The following is a 19,268-nucleotide window of genomic DNA, read 5'->3' as shown; positions in this document are numbered from 1 at the left end:
ACATTCTTTACCGCACGGTCAGCAACATGATTAAAGTTAAGATGACATCAATTTAATCCACGAGGACATGGATGACGTCGGGCGCGACGCGCACCGACGTGCGGGCCATATCCGACGACAGCGGGGCCAGGCGTGCCGGATCCGACAGCATGACGCGCCAGCGTCCGGCATGACGGCGGGCCGAGACGATATTGTCCGCCCCACCCAATGCCTGCACCAATGCCGCGGGCAGAGACGCATCGGTCGTCGCCGATGCTGCCTCGGCCGGTGCCGGAGCGGCAGCGAGCGCGACTGTCGCCGCCCGTTTGGTGGCCGCGACCGGCCCCGCCTCGATGGCGGCGCGCATCTCCATCGCGACCGTGTCGGCGACGGGGCCCAGCACCACCTGCACTCCGCTGGGCGAGGGACGCAGGATGCCACGTGCGCCCAGCCGCTTCAGCGCGGGCTCGTCGACCTGTGCCGGATCGGCCACGACCAGACGCAGGCGCGTGGTGCAGGCCGCCACCTCGGTCAGATTGGTGCTGCCGCCCATCGCCGCCACGAAGGACGCGCCGCGACCACCCGCGACCGGCGCCGCCTCACCCTCCGGCTGATCGGCCTCGACGGCCGGCTCTGCCTCGCGCCCCGGCGTCTGCAGGTTCCACCGGCGAATGGCGAAGCGGAACACGGCGTAATAGAGGACGGCATAGACCGCCCCGACGGGCAGCAGCAGCAGCGGCTTGGTCGCCTTGCCGAAATTGATGCCATAGTCGAACAGACCGGCCGAGAAGGTGTAACCGAGGCGCACCCCGAGCGCGTTCATGATCACCTCCGACAGGCCGGTCAGAATGGCGTGGAAGGCGTAGAGGACCGGCGCCAGGAACATGAAGCTGAATTCGATCGGCTCGGTCACGCCGGTCAGGAACGACATCAGCGCCAGGCTCAGCAACATGCCGCCGACCGCCTTTTTCCGCGCCGGCAACGCCTCGTGATACATGGCCAGACAGGCGGCGGGCAGGCCGAACATCATGACCGGGAAGAAGCCGCTCATGAATGCGCCCGCCGTGGGATCGCCCGCGAAGAAACGGGTCAGGTCGCCGGTCTTGCCCTGATAATCGCCGACGACGAAATAGGCGACGGTGTTCAGAATATGGTGCAACCCGGTGACGACCAGCAGGCGGTTCAGCACGCCAAAGGCGAACAACCCCAGCCCGCCCGCATGGACGATGCCCTGGCTCAGGCCGTCGATCCCGGCATTCACCGGCCCGAATGCCAGGCCCAGCAGGCCCGCAAGCCCCAGCCCCGCTATGCCCGAGATGATCGGCACGAAACGACGACCACCGAAAAAGGCAAGATATTCCGGCATCTTGATGGTGGCGAACCGGTTGTAGAAGCTGCCGCCGATCAGGCCGGCGACGATACCCACCGGCACGTCGAAGCGGTGGACTGCCTTGGTCCGCCACGCCGCCTCGACAGTGGTGGCAATATCCTTGGCCAGCCCCATGGCCGTGCCCGGCGGGGGCACGACCAGCGTCTCGGCGCCCTTGGTGGTGACGAGGTAGCAGGTGATGCCCGCCAGCGCCGCCGCCCCGTTGCCGTCGCGGGCAAAGGCGGTGGCGACACCGACTGCGAACAGCAGGCCCAGATTGTCGAAGATCGCATTGCCCGCATTGGCGATGAAGGCGATGTTGAACATATCGGGCTGGCCGAGGCGCAGCAGCAGGCCCGCCACCGGCAGGACCGCGATGGGCAGCATCAGCGCCCGCCCGAGCGATTGAAGCGTGGCCATGGGCGAGTTCATGCGCCGATCTCCTGAAGCATGGTCGTGATGTGCGCGCGAACCGCCGCAGCCGAGGGAAGCGCCATCGCGGCGATCGCGGCGGCGCGGCATTTCTCCATGTCGAGCTTGCCGACCAGCGCCTTGATTGCGGCGACCCGCGCCGGGGGCACCGACAATTCGGTGACGCCCAAGCCGAGAAGGATGGGCACCGCCAGCCGGTCGGCCGCCAGCGAGCCGCAGACGCCGACCGGCGTGTCATGCTTGGCCGCCCCGTCGCAGGTCGCGCCGATCAGCCGCAGCACCGCCGGATGCAGGCCGTCCACACCCGCCGCCACCGCCGCGTTGCCGCGGTCCATGGCCAGCGTGTACTGGGTCAGGTCGTTGGTGCCGATCGAGAAGAAGTCCGCCTTGCGCGCGAGGATGTCGGCGGAAATGGCGGCGGCGGGGGTTTCGATCATCACGCCGACCTCGGCCTTGCCACCCTGCCGCTCGACGACGGCACGAACCGCCTCCAGCTCGGACAAGCTGGCGACCATCGGCGCCATGATCCGGCACGGCTGGCGCACCGCCAGGATCGCGCCGACCTGATCCTCCAGCAACTGCGGATCGGCCAGCGATACGCGGATGCCGCGCAGGCCCAGCGCCGGGTTTTCCTCGACGGGCAGGTCCATATAGGGCGCGGGCTTGTCGCCGCCGACATCGAGCAGCCGGACGATCATCGGCCGGTCGCCCAGCGCGTCGGCGATCGCCTGGTAATCGCGCGCCTGTTCGTCCCGGGTCGGCGCGGTCTCGCGCTCCAGGAACAGGAATTCGGTGCGCAGCAGGCCGCAGCCCTCCGCCCCTTCGGCCACCGCCGCCTCGGCATCGGCGACCGAGCCCAGATTGGCGAACATCTCGATCCGGGTGCCGTCCGCCGTCCGGCACGGCCCCTGTGCGGCGCGCGCCAACTCGGTCTCGGCCTTGCGGCGGGCGATGGTCTCGCGCGCCTGGTCTTGCGCCCCGGCATCGGGGTCCGGGTCGATCAGGCCGCGGTCGGCGTCCAGGACGATCACGCGTCCGTCGTCCAGCGCCGCCAGCGGCGCGCCGAACGCCACCGCCATAGGCAGGCCCATGCCCGCCGCCAGGATCGCGGCGTGCGAAGTCGGGCCGCCCTTGACCAAGGCGATACCCGCCACGACGCCTGCATCGAGCGCGGCGACCTGGCTGGGGAGCAGATCCTCAGCGACCAAGATCGCCCCGGTCGGCACGCTTGGCCCCTCGATCGGCAAGCCGGCGAGCGCGGCCAGTACATGGCGTTCCAGATCGCGCAGATCGTCGGCGCGTTCAGCGATACGGCGGTCGCCGCTCGACAGCAGGACCGCGACCTGCTCGGCGATCGCCTCCTGCCATGCCACACCCGCGCTCAGGCCACGCCCGATCGCGCCCAGCGCAGCTTCCGACAAAGCGGGATCGGCCAGCATCGCGCCATGCGCGGCCATCACGCCGCCCCGCGCGCCACCGGCAGCGGCGGCCTGAGCGAGCCCTTCGCGAACACGCGCCAGCGCATCGGTCAACTTGTTCCGCTCGTCCTCGACCGAGCCGGGAATCGTCTCGACGGGAATGGCGGCACGGGTCAGACGGTGGATCGGTCCCACCGCTAGGCCCGGTGCGGCGGGCACCCCGCCCAGACCGGGGCCTTCGCCCCGCACGGGCTCGGGCGCGTCGACCGGCGTTTCCTCGGGCGTCGCGTCGCTTAAAAAGGCGAGGACCTCGGCCAGCGCCGCCGCTGCCTGCGCGCCGCTCGCCTCGATCCGCGCCGTCGTGCCATGGCCCAGCCCCAGGCCGAGCAGCCCGACCGCGCTCAGGCCGGAGGCGTGACGATCGCCGTGATGGAGCGTAACCTTGGCATCATGACGGCGAACCGCCTCGACCAGCCGGGCCGCAGGGCGCGCGTGCAGGCCGTGCGACAGCGCGACGACAATCTCCTCGACCAGCGTTTCACCGCTCGCCTCCACCTCGACCGCATCGGCCGCTAGTGGGACGACGCGCAACAGGGGATCACCGACCGCGACCAGCCCTTGGGCGATCGGCTCGACGGCATAGCGGGTGGCATCGGCAACGATGATCGGCGTGACGACAGCGGGCGCGTTCTGAACGAGGTAATCGAGGTCGAAGCGGATCAGCGGCTGGCCCGCCAGCACCTTGGCTCCCGCCTGGACCTGAGGGGTCAGCCCCTTGCCGCCCAGCGACACGGTATCGACACCGATATGACAGATCAGCTCGAACCCCTGGGCGCTGCGCAGCGTCACAGCGTGTCCCGCCTCATGCACCGTCAGCACGGTCGCATCGCATGGCGCGCAAAGTGCATCATTGACCGGGTCGATCGCCATCCCGTCGCCCAGCATCTTTTCGGCAAACACGGGGTCTGGCACCTGTGCCAACGGCATTACCCAGCCCGCCAGCGGGGCAAAGATGGTCAGATCACTCATCGCACGTCACTTTCGCCAAACTGCATTCCTTCCCCCCGTGAGCGTCCGCGGCGCGTCAGCGCGGGCGGACCATCACCCGGCCCAACAGGCCGCTCTCGATATTGCCCATGCCCGCCACGATCAGCGCGACCGTCCGCTTGTCCGCGCCCGAGGGCAGCGTCGCGACCATCGGGCCAGGCTTGGGATCGCGCTTTTCGGCGACCAGCATCCCGTCGACCCACAGGCTCGCCATGCCGCCGACCGATGCCAAGCGGATCTCGCCACCCCGCGCCGCCACCGCCTTTCGGGGCGTGAAGACCGTGCGATACACGCGCCACCCGGCGCCTTCGGCCGGGGTCGGCGTGCCTGCCCGGACAAAGGCCCAGCCATTATTGTCGCTGGCGGCGGGCGCCAGGTCAGGCGACGGCTTGTCGGCGAGCAGCGGCGAACGCCGCCAGTCGCGCAGGTCCATGTCGCCCGCCATCACCGATACCTGCGCACGCGGGGCCACGCCCAGCCGGTCCAGCTTCAGCGTCGCGGGCTTCAGGCCGTCCGCCATGGCGCGGATCACGATCCTGCCGCGCCCGGTGTCGGGCCGCACGATCATCTGCGCCAGCCCGTTGAACAGCGAGCGCTGGTTGCCCTTTTCGGGCTCGTGGCTGTTGGGATCGCCATTGCCGACGCCGATGATCGCGCCGCCTTCGATGGTGAAGCGGGTCATCAGATTGGCGGTAGGCACATGCCGCCCCTTGGCGTCGACCGCGTCGATGGTGATCGCCTGCGCATCCTCCGTATCGCCAGCCATCACGGTACGGGCGGGGGTCAGACGCAGCGCGACCGGCGCGCCGACGGTCTCATGCGCGGCGCGCGCCACCTCGCGACCGCCGCGATAGGCGATCGCCTCGATCCGGCCCGGCGCATAGGGGATGGTCCATGCATTGCCCATCAGCCGGTCGACCGCCGCCTCGCCCACCGTCTTGCCGTTCAGGCGAAGGACGACGCGCCCGGCATTGGACAGGACCATGATCTTGGTCGGCTGCCCCTCGCGCCCCGGCCAGCTCCAATGCGGCGCGATGGCAACGACCGGCTGGTCGTCGACCCAGGCGGCGCGGTGGATGTCGAAGGCGGTCTTGGGAAAGCCGCACAGGTCCATGATGCCGAAGAAGCTGGCGATGGTCGGCCATTCATAGGGCGTCGGCTCACCATGATAGTCGAAGCCGGTCCACACGAAGCCGCCCGCCACGAAAACGCGCTCGGCGATCTTCTTCCACGCGACACGGTGCGTCGCGCCCCAGCTTGCCGCTTCGTCGTCATAGCTGGACGCGATATGCCGCGCCGGATCGCTCTGGAACGCACCGCGCGTCATGAAGGCGCTGGTGTCCTCCGAGCTGGTCATCGGCTTGGTCGGGTTCAGCCGGTGATAGCGGTCGTAATCGCCCTGATAATAATTGAACCCGGTCACATCGACGACCTGCGCGACATTGACCGGATCGAAGAAGGACCCGTTCATCGCCGCCGTCACCGGACGGCTGTCGTCCAGCGCGCGCACCCAGTGCGCCATGCGCTTGACCATCTCGACGCCCGAAGGCGTGCCCTGCATCGGTTCCTCGTTGAAGACCGACCACAGGATGACCGACGGATGGTTGCGGTCGCGCCGGACCAGCCATTCCAGCTGTGCACGATATTCGGGCGCCGGATTGAACTGCCGGTTCTCGTCCATCACGACCAAGCCCAGCCGGTCGCACCAGTCGAGCAATTCGGGCGTCGGCGCATTGTGGCTGGACCGCACCGCATTGCAACCCATCGCCTTCAACCGCTCCAGCCGCCAGCCGATCAGCGCATCGGGGATCGCGGTGCCGACACCGGCATGATCCTGATGCAGGCACACGCCCTTCAGCTTCACCGGCCGATCGTTCAGGAAAAAGCCGCGATCCGCGTCGAAGCGGATGGTGCGGAACCCGATCGGTACACGCCGCTCGTCCGCCACCTGTCCGTCGCGGAGCAGCCGGACCTGGACCGTGTAGAGCGTCGGCCGCTCGATCGACCAGAGCGTGGGATCGGCAATTGCGAGGTCCAGGCTCGCAGTGGCTTCGTCCAGCGTGGGGACCGTGGCCTGCGCCTGCCCCTGCGCGACGAGCTTGCCCTGCGGGTCGAGCAACCGCGCCTCGACCGTGACGGTGCTTTCGGTAGGGGCGATGCTGGTCAGCGTGGCGGTGACGGGGACATGCCATCCGTCCGCCCGCTTACGCGGATCGCAGTGCACGCCGTCCGTCGCGATCGAAACGGGGGCATAATCGGCCAGCCAGACATGGCGGTAGAGCCCGGCGCCCTCATACCACCATCCCTCCATCGCTTCCGCATCGACGCGTACCGCGACGATATTGGGCTCGTCGCCGAAGCGCGCGAAGGGCGTCAGGTCGATACGGATGGCATTATAGCCGGAGAAATTATGCGCGACGACGCTGCCATTGACCCAGATGGTCGCGAACGTGGCGATGCCGCCGAATTCCAGCTCGATCCGCCGCCCCTTGAGCGCGGGGTCCAGCCGGAAGCTGCGCCGATACCAGCCGATCCCACGCGGACGATAGCCCTGTGCGACATTGGCGGCCTTCACGAAGGGCTGGAACGAGGCCCAGTCATGCGGCAAGTCCACCGCCTGCCAGTCGCTGTCGTCAAAATCGACCGCCGCCGCGCCGCGCGCATTCCCGGCCTTGACCGAGACATAGGTCGCATTGTGCGTGTCGAGCGGCGCCGGCTCTATATCACCTTCGTGGAACAGCCAGCCGCGATCCATCAGCACGCGCGCCGCATCCTGCACCGGCAGGGCGGCGGGAAGCTGGTTGGTCGGCGCGGGCATGGGCAGCGCGCCTGCGCCATCCGCAGGACGACCGCTCGCCGCGAACAGGGGCACGGGCGCGATCCCGCCCGTCAGCCCCACCACCGCGCTGCCGAGCAGCAGGTCGCGGCGCCCGACCGTCATGCCGCGACCGGCTCCGCCGTCGCGATGCGGGTTTCGACCGGCTTGAGCGCGTCATCGAGCACCACCCAGTCGGCACGCAGGCCCTTGGCCAGCGCTCCACGCTCATGGGCGAGGCCCAGAAACGCCGCCGGGTTGGTCGCGGCCAGCACCGCCGCCTGGTCGACGGTGATGCGCAGCTGCTCGACCGCATTGGCAACCGCCGACCCCATGTCGAGGTCCGAGCCCGCCAGCGTCCCGTCGGCATAGGTGCACTTGCCGCCCGACACGTCGATATGGCGGCCGTGCAGAACGAAACCCTTCTCCACCGCCCCGACCGAGGACATGGCGTCGGTAACGAGCATCAGCTTGTCGAACGGCCGCGCCTTCAGCGCCAGCCGCAGCATCGGCGCGGAAACGTGGAAGCCGTCGATGATGAGGCCGCTATAGGGCCGCGGATCGTCGAGCGTCGCGCCCGCCAGCCCCGGCACCCGCTGCTGCATCGCGGGCATCGCGTTGTAGAGATGGGTGATACCCGACAGCCCAACATCGAACGCCGCCATCGCCTGCTCGTAGCTCGCCTCGGTATGACCGGCGCTGACCAGCACGCCCGCATCGACCAGCCGCTTGATCGTCGCCAAGGGCACCCGCTCGGGCGCGATGGTCAGCATGACCTTGCCCTTGCGCGGGCGGGTCAGGACGGCGACCATCTCGTCGTCCAGGTCGCGGAAGCGCGCCGGATCGTGGATGCCCTTGCGCGCCGGATTGAGCACCGGCCCCTCGACATGGATGCCGACGATACCCGGCACCTTCGCCTCGATCGCCTCGTCGATCGCCTCGAGCGCGCGGGCGATCTTGTCGGGCGTCTCGCTGACGAGCGTCGGCAGCATCGCGGTGGTGCCATAGACGGCATGCGCCGCCGCCATGGTCGCGATGCCGTCCACGTCGAGACGATCGTTGAACAGCACGCCGCCGCCGCCATTGACCTGCGTGTCGATATAGCCGGGGACGACCCAGCCGCCGTTCAGGTCGATCGCATCGCCCGAACCCTCGACCGCGCCGATCGACGCGATGCGATCGCCGTCCACGACGATCTCCGCACCCGGCAGGACGCCGCCGGAGGTCGCGACATGGCCGTTGACGAAACGGAAACGGTTCATAGCGTGCGGGTCACTTTCTGCAGATGCGGCGGCGAGTCGGGGTCCATGCCACGGGCGAGCGCCAGCGCCTCGACCATGCGGTAGAAGCTAGCGAGCATCGAAATCGGCTCCAGCGCGGGGTGCCCGGCGACCATGGGCAGGCTACCGCCCTGCCCCGCGACGAACGGCTTGGCACCGCGCGCCTCGAACTGGTCGGCGACCGCCTTCACATCCTCGCCCGCCACGTCCGACGTGGCGAGGCCCAGCACCGAATAGCCGGGCTCGACGATGCGCATCGGGCCGTGGCGCACCTCGGCGGCGCTGAACGGCTCGGCCTGGATCGAGCAGGTTTCCTTCAGCTTCAGCGCGGCTTCCTGCGCCACGCCGTAGCCGTAACCGCGACCCAGCACGAACATCTGGCTGACCTCGCGCAGCCCCTCGACCGCCGGCGACCAGTCGAGGCCGAGCGCCTGCTCGACCTGTCCGGGCAGATCCGCGAGCGCCGCCTCCAGCGTCTCGTCCCCCGCCCAGGCGGCGGCGAGCTGCGCCAGACCCGCCAGCGCGGTCAGGCAGGACTTGGTCGCGGCGACGGCCTTTTCCGGCCCGGCCGACAGCGGCAGGAAGGTGTCCGCGCCGGTCGCCAGCGGCGACTCCTCGTCATTGACCAGCGCGACGATATGCGCGCCGCCCGCGCGATAGGCCTCGACCGTCGCCAGCAGGTCCGGGCTGCGCCCCGACTGCGAGATGGCGATGACCAGCGCGCCCTGCACCTTCATCGGCGTTTCGAAGATCGACGCGACCGAGGGTGCGGCCGACGACACCGGCACGCCGGTCTTCGTCTCCAGGATATATTTCCCATAGGTCGCGGCGTGGTCCGACGAGCCACGGGCGATGGTGACGATCACCGGCGGCGGGGCGGCACGCAGCCGCTCGGCCAGCGGCCGGACGGTCGGCGCGTTGCGCGCGAGCAGCCGGGCGATCGCCGCCGGCGCCTCCCCCGCTTCCGCTCCCATCAGGGTGCCGGTTCCCGCTTGACCGGCGGTCATCACTTCAGACATCGGTTAACTCCGCGACGAAATCATAGGCATCGCCGCGATAGAAGGACTGGGTATATTCCACCGCCCGTCCATCGCGTAGAAATCCGCGCCGTTCGATCAACAGGCCCGCATGGCCCGGATCGACATCCAGCATCTTGGCATGATCGGGGCCGAACGGCACCGCGCGCAGCCGCTGGAGCGCGCGCACCGGCCGATTGCCCGCACGTTCCAGTGCCGCATAAAGCGACCGGTCGACCGACTCGATCGACGGCAGCGCAAAGCCGGCGATGGTCGACACCTCGACCGCCATCGGCACTTCGTCGGCAAAGCGCACGCGCTGGAACCGATAGACCGGTGCGCCCGGCGACAGCCCCAGCGACATCGCCTCCTCGGGCGTGACGGTGCCCGGCGCGCGGCTGACCCACTGGCTGCTCGGCGTCCGGCCGCGCGCGATCATGTCCTCGGAGAAGGAGGACAGCTTGGAGAAGCTCTTTTCCACGCGCCCCGCGACGAAGGTGCCCGCCCCGCGCCGACGCGTCAGCAGCCCCTCTTCGACCAGGCCACCGATCGCCTTGCGCACGGTGATGCGCGACACGTCATATTCGATCGCCAGGTCGCGTTCGGCCGGGATCGCATCGTCCTCGGCCAGCACATTGTTGGTGATCGCATCGCGCAGCAGCTGCTGGAGCTGGAGGTACAATGGCGCGGGATTCCCCTTTCGGAAGGAACCGACCTGCGCCGAGAATGTCATGGCCGCGCCATCCCCCTTTGCCCGGGCGTCGCTCATGCCACGCCCCGCTTCGCACCAAGGCTTATCGCAGTGCAACCAAGCCGGCAATAGGTATTATATATGGCATACATTGGCTTTTATCCTTCCCCTATCGTCCGGCGGATCGCCGCGATCCGTTCGGCACTGGTGCGCCGCCGGGCGCCCACCGCAAAACCCATCGCGGCGATCCGCGAATCCCCCCAGTCCTCGCGAATGCTGGCCGAAGCGTGGACCGCTTCGACGCCGGTCCGCTCGATCAACTGCGCAACATTGTCCGGCGAAACGCCCGAACCCGCGATGATGGACAGGCGACCGCTGGCCGCGGCGACCATGTCCGCGATCACGTCCGCACCCTGCTCCGCCGTCGCTGCGCCGCCGGATGTCAGGATATGGTCATAGCCCAACGCCGCGACCGCCTCGACCGCCGCGACCGGCTCCGCCACCAGGTCGATCGCCCGGTGCAGCACGATCGCCATCCCCGCTGCCGCATCGCGCCAGCGCGCCAACTGGTCGAGGTCCAGCCGCGTACCATCGGCCATCGCGCCGACGACCACGCCCGCCACGCCCATCGCCGCCATCCGCCGGATCTCGTCGGTGGCCAGCGCGGCTTCGGTCGCATCGTAGCGGAAGTCGCCGTCGCGCGGCCGGACCATGGCATGGACGGGCACGCCGGACTCGACGGCCAAGGCGACCAGCGCCGCAGACGGGGTCAATCCCCCCAGGCCGAGCGCGCCGCACAATTCGATCCGGTCACCGCCACCTGCCACCACGGCTGCGACGCCATCCGCATCATCGACGCAAATCTCCAAAAGCGTCCTAGTACGTACCGGTGCCATGACCATCTTGAACCTCCCAGGCACAGCCGCCTCAAGCCCCGGGACCCATAGCATGACGCACCCCGACAAACGTGGCATTTAAGCACCACGTCGGGCAATGCGCCAGCCCAATGGTCCCATGAACCAATCGTCACATTTTTTCCGTTTACGGACCAATGACGTTTTGGTTACAAGTTGGCATCTCAGCATAAAATATAACGAGATAGCAAAAAGGGAGGACGCCACCATCTTCCCGACAGAAAAACGATCATCGCGCATAGGGTGGCGCGCAAAAGTTTTTTGGGGAATTTGAGTATGGTTAGCTTACGCGGCATGATCCTGACCGCCACCGCGCTGGCAGGCATTCCGGGCACCGCCTTCGCGCAGACGGCTACTCCGTCGACCAGCGCGCCGACGCAGACCGCGCCCGGTGCCGACCAGTCCGATACCAGCGGCGACGTCGTGGTCACCGGCATCCGCCAGAGCCTGCGCAACGCGATCAACGTCAAGCGCGAAGCCAATGCCGTGGTCGACGTCATCACCGCCGAGGACGTGGGCAAGTTCCCCGACCGCAACGTGGCAGAGTCGCTGTCGCACATTCCGGGCGTCAGCATCGACCGCCGCTTCGGCGAGGGTGAAAAGGTCGCCATCCTGGGCACCGACCCGGCGCTGAACCGGATGCTGCTCGACGGCCATGCACTTGCCTCGGCCGATTGGGGCGGCAACGACAACGACCCGTCGAGCCGTACCTTCAACTATTCGCTGCTCGCCCCCGAGCTGGTCGATCGGCTGGAAGTCTACAAGTCGCCCGAACCGCGCATCGAGGAAGGCAGCCTGGGCGGCACGGTGATCGTGCGCACCCGCCGCCCGCTCGACCTAGCGCCCAATTCGGTATTCGCCTCGGGCGGCTATTCGTACAATGACCGGTCGGACAAGGGCAATGTCCGCGCCTCGGGCCTATACAGCTGGCACAACCAGGCCGACAATTTCGGCATCCTGGTCGCCGCCACCTATGACCGCCAGAGTCTGACCCGCGCGGGCGTCGAGTTCTTCGGCTATGACAATGTCGCCCCGACGGCGCCCGGCACCGCCTGTCCGTACAGCAGCCCGTTCGTCAACTGCTCGAACGGCGCGTTGAGCCTGAAGAGCCCTAACGCGACGATCACCGGCGGCACCATCGCCGACCTGTACAAGGCGGTCTCGCCCTTCGGCATCAACTATGCCTATTTCCAGCAGACGCGTGAGCGCGCCAGCGTGTCGGGCACGATGCAATATCGTCCGGCCGACAATCTGACGCTGACCCTCAATGGGCTGCACATCGACGGCAATTACAATAATTACAGCCAGTCGATGTACACCATTCCGGGTGCGTGGACCGGCAATGTCCTGCAGTCGGCGAACATCAGCAACGGCGTGGTCAACTCGGCCAGCTTCGGCGCCGCGACCAACCAGTCGTCGCAGCTCGATACGCTGGTCCGCAAGACCAAGCTGAAGACCGACAATCTGAACTTCTTCGCCGACTGGGAAGGCGATGACGGCGCGAAGATCAGCTTCGCGGGCGGCTGGTCGCGCGCGACCGGCGGGCGCAACCCCGAATATCTGTTCAACGTGCAGACCAAGCTGCCGTTCAGCTATGCCTTCGGGCCGAAGTCGGCGACGGTGAACTATGGCGGCGATCCGACCAATCCGGCCAACTACTTCACCAACCCGAACAACAACCCCGCCACGATCGAGGGCCGTCCGGTCATCGTCAACGGGCAGCAGCTGAACGCCGCGCAGATCGGTGGCCTGGACTATAGCGTCACGACCGACCGCGACATTTTCGGTGGCTATGACGCGACCATCCCGGTCGCCTTCGGTCCCTTCACCCAAATCCTGCTGGGCAGCCGCGTGACCGACCACGTCAACCGGCTCGATGCGCGTGGCATCAACACCTATATGACGACGTCGATGACCGCCAACCAGCTGGGCGTGCCCACGCTGGTGACTCCGGGCGGCGTGTTCGACGGCACCGGTGGTTCGGGCAATGCGACCCAGTATCTGAACCTGCCCGACCAGGCGGTGATCGACATCCTGGGCAAGGCGATCAACAGCGCGCTGGTCAACAAGGTCGGCGCCTCCACTCGCGTGCGCGAGACGGTGATCGCGTCCTATATCCAGGCGAATTTCGACCAGGGCGGCGTGCGCGGCAATATCGGTGGTCGCCTGGTCTATACCCGCGACCAGTCGAACTATGCCGTGACGCAGAGCAATCTGGCCACCCCGGTGCCGGTGCCGACCCAGACGGTCACCGATTACCTGAAGTTCCTGCCCAGCGTGAACATCGCCTATTCGATCAGCCCGAAGGTGATCGTGCGCGGTGCCGTGGCGCGCGTGATCTCGCGCCCGCGCTACGAGGATCTGGCGGCCGGCCTGTCGCTCAACAACGTCACGCTGGATGGCGGCGGCGGCAACCCGAACCTGAAGCCCTACGAGTCGACCAACTATGAACTGACCGCGGAATGGTATCCGCGCGCGGGGACGTTGCTCGCGGTAGAACTGTTCCGTCGCGACATCTCGAACTACATCATCAACACGCGGACCAACGCGGTCTATTTCAACACGCTGCAGAACGCGCTGACGACCTATAACGTCAACCAGCCGATCAACGGCGGCAAGGCGACCGTCAACGGCGCGCTGGTGTCGGGTCAGGCCGAAATCTGGGGCGGCTTCGGTATCCAGGCGAACTACTCCTATCAGGACAGTTCGACCTCGTCGGTCGACACGACCGGTGCAGCACTCAACCTGCCCTATCTGTCGCGTCACACGGTCAACGTGATCCCCTATTTCGAAAAGGGCATCTTCCAGGCGCGCCTGAGCTACAATTACCGTTCGAGCTATTTCCGCACGATCGGTCGCCTGGGTTCGCGCGAGATGGTGGCGCCGTACAGCCAGCTCGATTTCTCGGCCGGTGTGAAGCTGACCGATGCGATCACGCTGAGCGTCAATGCGCAGAACCTGCTCGACGAAACCTATTACCAGTATAACGCGACGCCCGACCGTCCGACGGCCTTCTACAAGAACGGCCGGACCTATGCGGCTTCGGTCGCGGTGCGGTTCTAAGCCTTCTGCATCCCCTCCCGCAGGCGGGAGGGGACCGAGGGGAGGGCAAGGAGCCTCGCAGAGACTATCGCTTGGGGCATTCCCTCCCGCTTGCGGGAGGGGCGTGAATCCCACCAGGCTTTGCGAACGAGAGAGGCCCGTCGGTCCATCGGGATCGGCGGGCTTTTCTCGGCACTGACTTTAACGAGTCATTAAACTGCTGCGCACCTGTCACCGATCTGCGACGCGGGCGTAACAGATGACGGCTATGACATCCCCAACGCCCAAGCGTGGGGGAACGCCGATGCCGATCACCAGCATTCCGATCGATGGTTCGTTGCACGAAGACGCCGCCATCCTCGACTTCATCCCCCGTGCACCCGTGACGCCCGAGCCGGAAGGCAATGAGCGTCGGCGCTATCGCACCATCTGGATCTCGGACGTCCATCTCGGCACACGCGGCTGCAATGCCGAGATGCTGATCGACTTCCTCGACCATGTCGACAGCGAGACCATGTATCTGGTCGGCGACATGATCGACGGCTGGCGGCTGAAGAAGAAATTCTACTGGCCCGCCGCGCATAACGACGTGGTCTGGCGGCTGCTCAAGCGCGCCAAGCGCGGCACCCGTGTCGTCTATATCCCCGGCAATCACGACGAGATCTTCCGCCAGTTCACCGGCATGGATTTCGGCGGCATCGCCATCTGCCGCAAGGCGATCCACGAGACGGCGGATGGCCGCCGTCTGCTGATCCTGCATGGCGACGAGTTCGATGCGATCACCCTGGCGCATCGCTGGCTCGCCCATGTCGGCGACTTCGCCTATACCGCGCTGATGGAGGTCAACCGCTGGGTGAACATCGTTCGCCGCTGGATGAAGCGCCCCTATTGGTCGCTGTCCAAGCACGCCAAGGCCAAGGTCAAGAACGCCGTCGCCTTCATTTCGCATTTCGAGGACGTGGTCGCCCATGCGGCCGGCGCGCGCGGCGTCGACGGGGTCGTGTGCGGCCATATCCACACGGCGGAAATTCGCGAGATCGGTGGCGTTACCTATTATAACGACGGCGACTGGGTGGAGGGCTGCACCGCGCTGGTCGAACATTTCGACGGCACGATGGAAATCCTGCACTGGGCCGAGGAAATGGAAGCGCGGCGCCAGCGTCCGACCCCGGCCGCCCCGGCTCCGGCCACCATCGCCGCCTGACACGGGGAACCACTGGGATGCGGATCGCGATCGTCACCGACGCCTGGAGCCCTCAGGTAAACGGCGTAGTCCGCACACTGCAATCCGTATCGGCCGAGCTGCGCGCGATGGGGCATGAACTGTGCGTCGTGTCGCCGGATCGCTATGCCTCGCTCCCCTGCCCGACCTATCCCGAGATCCGGCTGGCCCTGCCCGGCCCCGGGGTGGTCGGACGCACGCTCGGCCATTTCCTGCCCGATGCAGTCCATATCGCGACCGAAGGGCCGCTGGGCCTGCTCGCACGGCGCTGGTGCATGGTGCAGGACCTGCCCTTCACCACCGCCTATCACACCCAGTTCCCCGAATATGTAGCGGCGCGGATCAAGGCGGTGAGCCCCGAATTCGTATGGCGCTATGTCCGCTGGTTCCATACGCCGTCCTCCGCAATCCTGGCCTCGACGCCCAGCGTCGCCGCGACGCTCGCCGCGCATGACCTGCCGCAAAGCCGCCATTGGGGTCGCGGCGTGGACACCGCGCTCTTCCGCCCCGATGGTCCGCGCGACGCCTTTGTCGACAGCCTGTCCGGCCCGGTGCAGCTTTATGCAGGCCGCGTTGCGGTGGAAAAGAACATCGCCGCCTTCCTGGCGACCGACATGCCCGGCGCCAAGGTGGTGGTCGGCGACGGCCCCGCACGAGCGGCGCTGGCGGCGGAATATCCGCACGTCCATTTCCTGGGCGCGAAGTTCGGCGAGGAACTGGCCGCCATCTACCGCGCGGCGGATGTCTTCGTCTTCCCCAGCCGGACCGACACCTTCGGGCTGGTGATGATCGAGGCGCTGGCCTGCGGCACGCCCGTCGCGGCGTTTCCGGTCACCGGCCCGCGCGATGTGTTGAGCCCCGAGGTCGGGGTGATGGACGAAACGCTGGACCAGGCGATCGCCGGCGCGCTGACCCTCGATCGCGCGACATGCGCCGCCTATGGCCAGGGCTTCACCTGGCGGGCGAGCGCCGAGCAGTTCCTGGCGGCGCTCGCCCCGATCGACCGGACGATGCGCGCGGCGGCATAAGCCATTCCTCCCCTGGAAGGGGAGGTGGCAGGGCGAAGCCGTGACGGAGGGGTGTCGCCCTCCCGATAGCGCCCCCTCCGACGCGCGCGCGCCTCTTCCGGGGGGAATGAGCATAGACGGGTCAACCTATGAAAGCCGTTTAACGGGTTGAACCACCCTTGCCGCGCATGTCATTCAAGGGACCTCGCGCGATTCGGCCTCCGTCTCGCTGATCCTCGGCCATGCCGCCTGACGCCATGGCCGCTCCAACCGCTGCACCCGAAAGGTCCCCGATTGGACATCGTCACGCTTAGCCTGTTCCTCCTGTTCGCCGTCGTGCTGAGCGGGGTCGTCTCGCGCCTGCTGCCCGCCGCCCTGCCCCGCCCGCTGGTCCAGATCGCGCTGGGCGCGGTGATCGGCGGGATCGCGCGGGTCCGGGTCGAGCTGGATCCGGAAATCTTCTTCCTGCTGTTCGTGCCGCCGCTCCTGTTCCTCGATGGCTGGCGCATCCCGAAGGACGAGCTGTTCCGCGATGCGGGCGCGGTACTGGGGCTGGCGCTGGGCCTCGTCTTCCTGACGGTGCTGGGCATGGGGCTGTTCATCCACTGGATGATCCCCGCCATCCCCTATGCGGTGGCCTTTGCGCTCGCCGCCGTCGTCTCGCCAACCGATCCGATCGCGGTGTCCGCCATCGCGCAAAAGGCCCCGATCCCCAAGCGCATGATGCACATATTGGAGGGGGAGTCGCTGCTCAACGACGCCTCGGGCCTGGTGTGCCTGCGCTTCGCCGTCGCCGCCGCGCTGACCGGCACCTTTTCGCTCACCCATGCCGGGCTGACCTTCCTGTGGATGGCGGTATCGGGCGTGGGGCTGGGCGTGGCCATCGCCTGGGGCACGGTGACGGCCAAGAACCGCTTCGCGCGGCAGTTTGGGGACGATAGCGGGTCGAACATCCTGGTCAGCCTGCTGATCCCCTTCGCCGCCTATCTGGTCGCCGAGCATATCGAAAGCTCGGGCGTGCTGGCGGCGGCGGCGGCGGGCATCGCCATGTCCTTCACGAACGTCTCGTCGGGCGTGAAGGCCGCGATCCGCATCCGTCGCCAGGCGGTGTGGGACATGCTGCAATTCACCCTGAACGGCATCATCTTCGTGCTGCTGGGCGAGCAATTGCCGCAGGTCTTTGCTGGCGCGCGCGACACGGTGATGCTGACCGGGCACGCGTCCCTGTGGTGGCTGGGGCTGTATGTGCTGGCCATCGTCGCGGGGCTGGCGGGCTTGCGTTTCGCCTGGACCTGGGTCGCGCTGCGCCTGACCCTGTTCCGCCAGCGGCATCTGCCCAACCCGACCAGCCCGCCGCGCCGCGTCATCACCGCCATGTCGGTTGCGGGGGCGCGCGGCGCGATCACGCTGGCGGGTGCGCTGACCCTGCCGCTGACCCTGGGCGACGGCACACCCTTTCCGGCGCGCGACCTCGTCATCTTCCTGGCCTGCGGCGTCATCCTGTCGTCGCTGGTGATCGCCAGCCTGACCCTGCCGCTCCTGCTGCACGGCCTGGCCCTGCCGACCGAGGACGGGGCAAGCGAACTCGACCGCACCCGCCTCGCGACCGCCAAGGCCGCGATCGCCGAGTTGGAGCGGCTCCAGCATGAAATGGCCGAAGGGCGCGACGATGCCGACCAATATGTCGAGATCGCCGCGCGGCTGATGGACGGCTATCGCAATCGGATCGACACGCTGGAGGGCGATGCCGATTCCGATGCCCGCCGGTTCGAAGAAGTGGAGCGCAAGATGCGCCTCGCCGCGATCCGCGCCGAGCGGCGCGTGGTCTTCGAGTTGCTGAACGCGCGGGCGATCGGGTCGGAAACGGCGCAGAAATTCGGTCGCGAGCTGGACCTGATCGACACCCGCCTGGCCACGCGGAGCTGAGCGCACCGGCATCTTTGAGCTTGCACGGATCGGCACATTATCGTGTCTTGCACACGGGGTTCGCATCATGGGGGTGGAATGCACGTAGAGGCCGGACATCATTGCCTGAATTGCCGGACCGCACTGGTCGGCGAATATTGCCACGCTTGCGGTCAATCGACCCATATCCACCGCACCCTGGGCGCATGGTGGCATGATTTCAGCCACGGCGTCCTGCATGTCGAGGGGCAGGTGTGGCGGACCATGGCGATGCTCGTCACCAGGCCCGGTGAGCTGACCCGCCGCTACATCGCGGGCGAGCGACGGCGTTTCCTTTCACCGCTGGCGCTCTATCTGTTCAGCGTCTTCCTGCTGTACGTCGCCTATTCGGTGTTGGGCGGCTTCGGCACCTTCCATCCCGCCGGCACGAAGGAAACCGCGACCGAGCTACGCGCCGAAATCGCCAAGACCGACCAGCGTATCGCAGTCATCGACCGGGCGCGCGCTGCCGCGGTCGCCGCCCGGCGCGACACCACCACGCTGGATCAAGAGCGGGCGCAACTGGTCGAGCAGAAGCGCGGCATGGACTTGACCGCCATGGCGCTGGGCGGCGGAGAGGAGACGGACGCCGGCCATGGCGAGCATCAGGAACGGGTCATCACCGGCTGGGCATCGCTCGACGCCAAGATCGCCCATGCCATTCGCGACCCCGAATTCCTCCTCTTCAAGATGGAGGCGAACGGTTATAAATTCTCCTGGGCGCTGATCCTGTTGTCGATGCCGTTCATGCGCCTGTTCTTCCTATGGAAGCGCGGACTGGCGATGTTCGACCATGCGGTGTTCGTCACCTATTCGCTCAGCTTCGTCAGCCTGCTGATGGTCGTGATGATCCTGTGGACCAGGCTGGCGCATCTGCCCGGCCTGGGGCTGTTGATGCTCGCCTTTCCGGTGCATCTGTTTCTACAGATACGCGGCGCCTATCGCCTGGGGCTGGTGTCGGGCCTGCTCATGACGCTGGTCGTCTCGGTCATGGCGGCGATGGTTTTGCTGATCTGGATCATCGGCTTGCTGGCGCTCGGCATGGCGCACTGAACCGTCAATCGGTTGCAGGGGCGATACCGGCCCCTTGCC

12 protein-coding genes are annotated in these 19,268 nt (G+C 67.3%); 5 read left to right on the top strand and 7 right to left on the bottom strand.

Going from position 1 to position 19,268, the window contains the following annotated elements:
- Positions 1-52: 52 nt before the first annotated feature.
- From nagE to QZ546_RS11740, 7 genes are all read right to left on the bottom strand, one after another.
- On the bottom strand, positions 53-1,780 hold the full coding sequence (nagE, locus tag QZ546_RS11770; protein ID WP_294237595.1) for an N-acetylglucosamine-specific PTS transporter subunit IIBC: 1,728 nt from the start codon (positions 1,778-1,780) through the stop codon (positions 53-55).
- Complete coding sequence (gene ptsP, locus QZ546_RS11765) at positions 1,777-4,227, bottom strand: phosphoenolpyruvate--protein phosphotransferase (protein WP_294237593.1); 2,451 nt, start codon at positions 4,225-4,227, stop codon at positions 1,777-1,779. The genes nagE and ptsP overlap by 4 nt, the downstream gene beginning before the upstream one ends.
- Positions 4,228-4,282: 55 nt before the next feature.
- A complete protein-coding gene (gene galA, locus QZ546_RS11760; protein WP_294237590.1) occupies positions 4,283-7,186 on the bottom strand; it encodes a beta-galactosidase GalA in 2,904 nt (967 codons plus the stop codon).
- A complete protein-coding gene (gene nagA / locus QZ546_RS11755; protein ID WP_294237587.1) occupies positions 7,183-8,322 on the bottom strand; it encodes an N-acetylglucosamine-6-phosphate deacetylase in 1,140 nt (379 codons plus the stop codon). Before nagA ends, galA begins: the two co-directional genes overlap by 4 nt.
- On the bottom strand, positions 8,319-9,347 hold the full coding sequence (locus tag QZ546_RS11750) for an SIS domain-containing protein (RefSeq protein ID WP_294237585.1): 1,029 nt from the start codon (positions 9,345-9,347) through the stop codon (positions 8,319-8,321). Before QZ546_RS11750 ends, nagA begins: the two co-directional genes overlap by 4 nt.
- Positions 9,348-9,351: 4 nt before the next feature.
- Complete coding sequence (locus QZ546_RS11745) at positions 9,352-10,089, bottom strand: GntR family transcriptional regulator (protein WP_294237583.1); 738 nt, start codon at positions 10,087-10,089, stop codon at positions 9,352-9,354.
- Between the two features lie 116 nt (positions 10,090-10,205).
- Positions 10,206-10,943 carry a copper homeostasis protein CutC gene (locus tag QZ546_RS11740; RefSeq protein ID WP_294237578.1) on the bottom strand — a complete coding sequence of 246 codons (738 nt, stop codon included), beginning with the start codon at positions 10,941-10,943 and terminating at the stop codon, positions 10,206-10,208.
- A 294-nt stretch (positions 10,944-11,237) separates the two neighbouring features.
- Between QZ546_RS11740 and QZ546_RS11735 the strand changes: the two genes are divergently transcribed.
- The 5 genes from QZ546_RS11735 to QZ546_RS11715 all read left to right on the top strand — a co-directional run bounded on the left by QZ546_RS11735 (position 11,238) and on the right by QZ546_RS11715 (position 19,229).
- Positions 11,238-14,024: a TonB-dependent receptor gene (locus tag QZ546_RS11735; protein WP_294237575.1), complete on the top strand. Its 2,787-nt coding sequence runs from the start codon at positions 11,238-11,240 to the stop codon at positions 14,022-14,024.
- Between the two features lie 283 nt (positions 14,025-14,307).
- Positions 14,308-15,207 carry a UDP-2,3-diacylglucosamine diphosphatase gene (locus QZ546_RS11730; RefSeq protein ID WP_294237572.1) on the top strand — a complete coding sequence of 300 codons (900 nt, stop codon included), beginning with the start codon at positions 14,308-14,310 and terminating at the stop codon, positions 15,205-15,207.
- A gap of 17 nt (positions 15,208-15,224) precedes the next feature.
- Positions 15,225-16,253 (top strand): glycosyltransferase family 1 protein, encoded by a 1,029-nt coding sequence (locus tag QZ546_RS11725; RefSeq protein WP_294237567.1) that lies wholly within the window; start codon positions 15,225-15,227, stop codon positions 16,251-16,253.
- Positions 16,254-16,526: 273 nt separating this feature from the next.
- Positions 16,527-18,158 (top strand): Na+/H+ antiporter, encoded by a 1,632-nt coding sequence (locus QZ546_RS11720; RefSeq protein ID WP_294237563.1) that lies wholly within the window; start codon positions 16,527-16,529, stop codon positions 18,156-18,158.
- 78 nt (positions 18,159-18,236) lie between these two features.
- On the top strand, positions 18,237-19,229 hold the full coding sequence (locus QZ546_RS11715) for a DUF3667 domain-containing protein (RefSeq protein ID WP_294237559.1): 993 nt from the start codon (positions 18,237-18,239) through the stop codon (positions 19,227-19,229).
- The last annotated feature ends 39 nt before the right edge of the window (positions 19,230-19,268 follow it).

The sequence above is a fragment of the uncultured Sphingomonas sp. genome, from assembly GCF_913062585.1.
Taxonomy (GTDB): domain Bacteria; phylum Pseudomonadota; class Alphaproteobacteria; order Sphingomonadales; family Sphingomonadaceae; genus Sphingomonas.
Note: the sequence above shows the minus strand (reverse complement) of the source record. Positions and strands in the feature narration are given on the sequence as shown.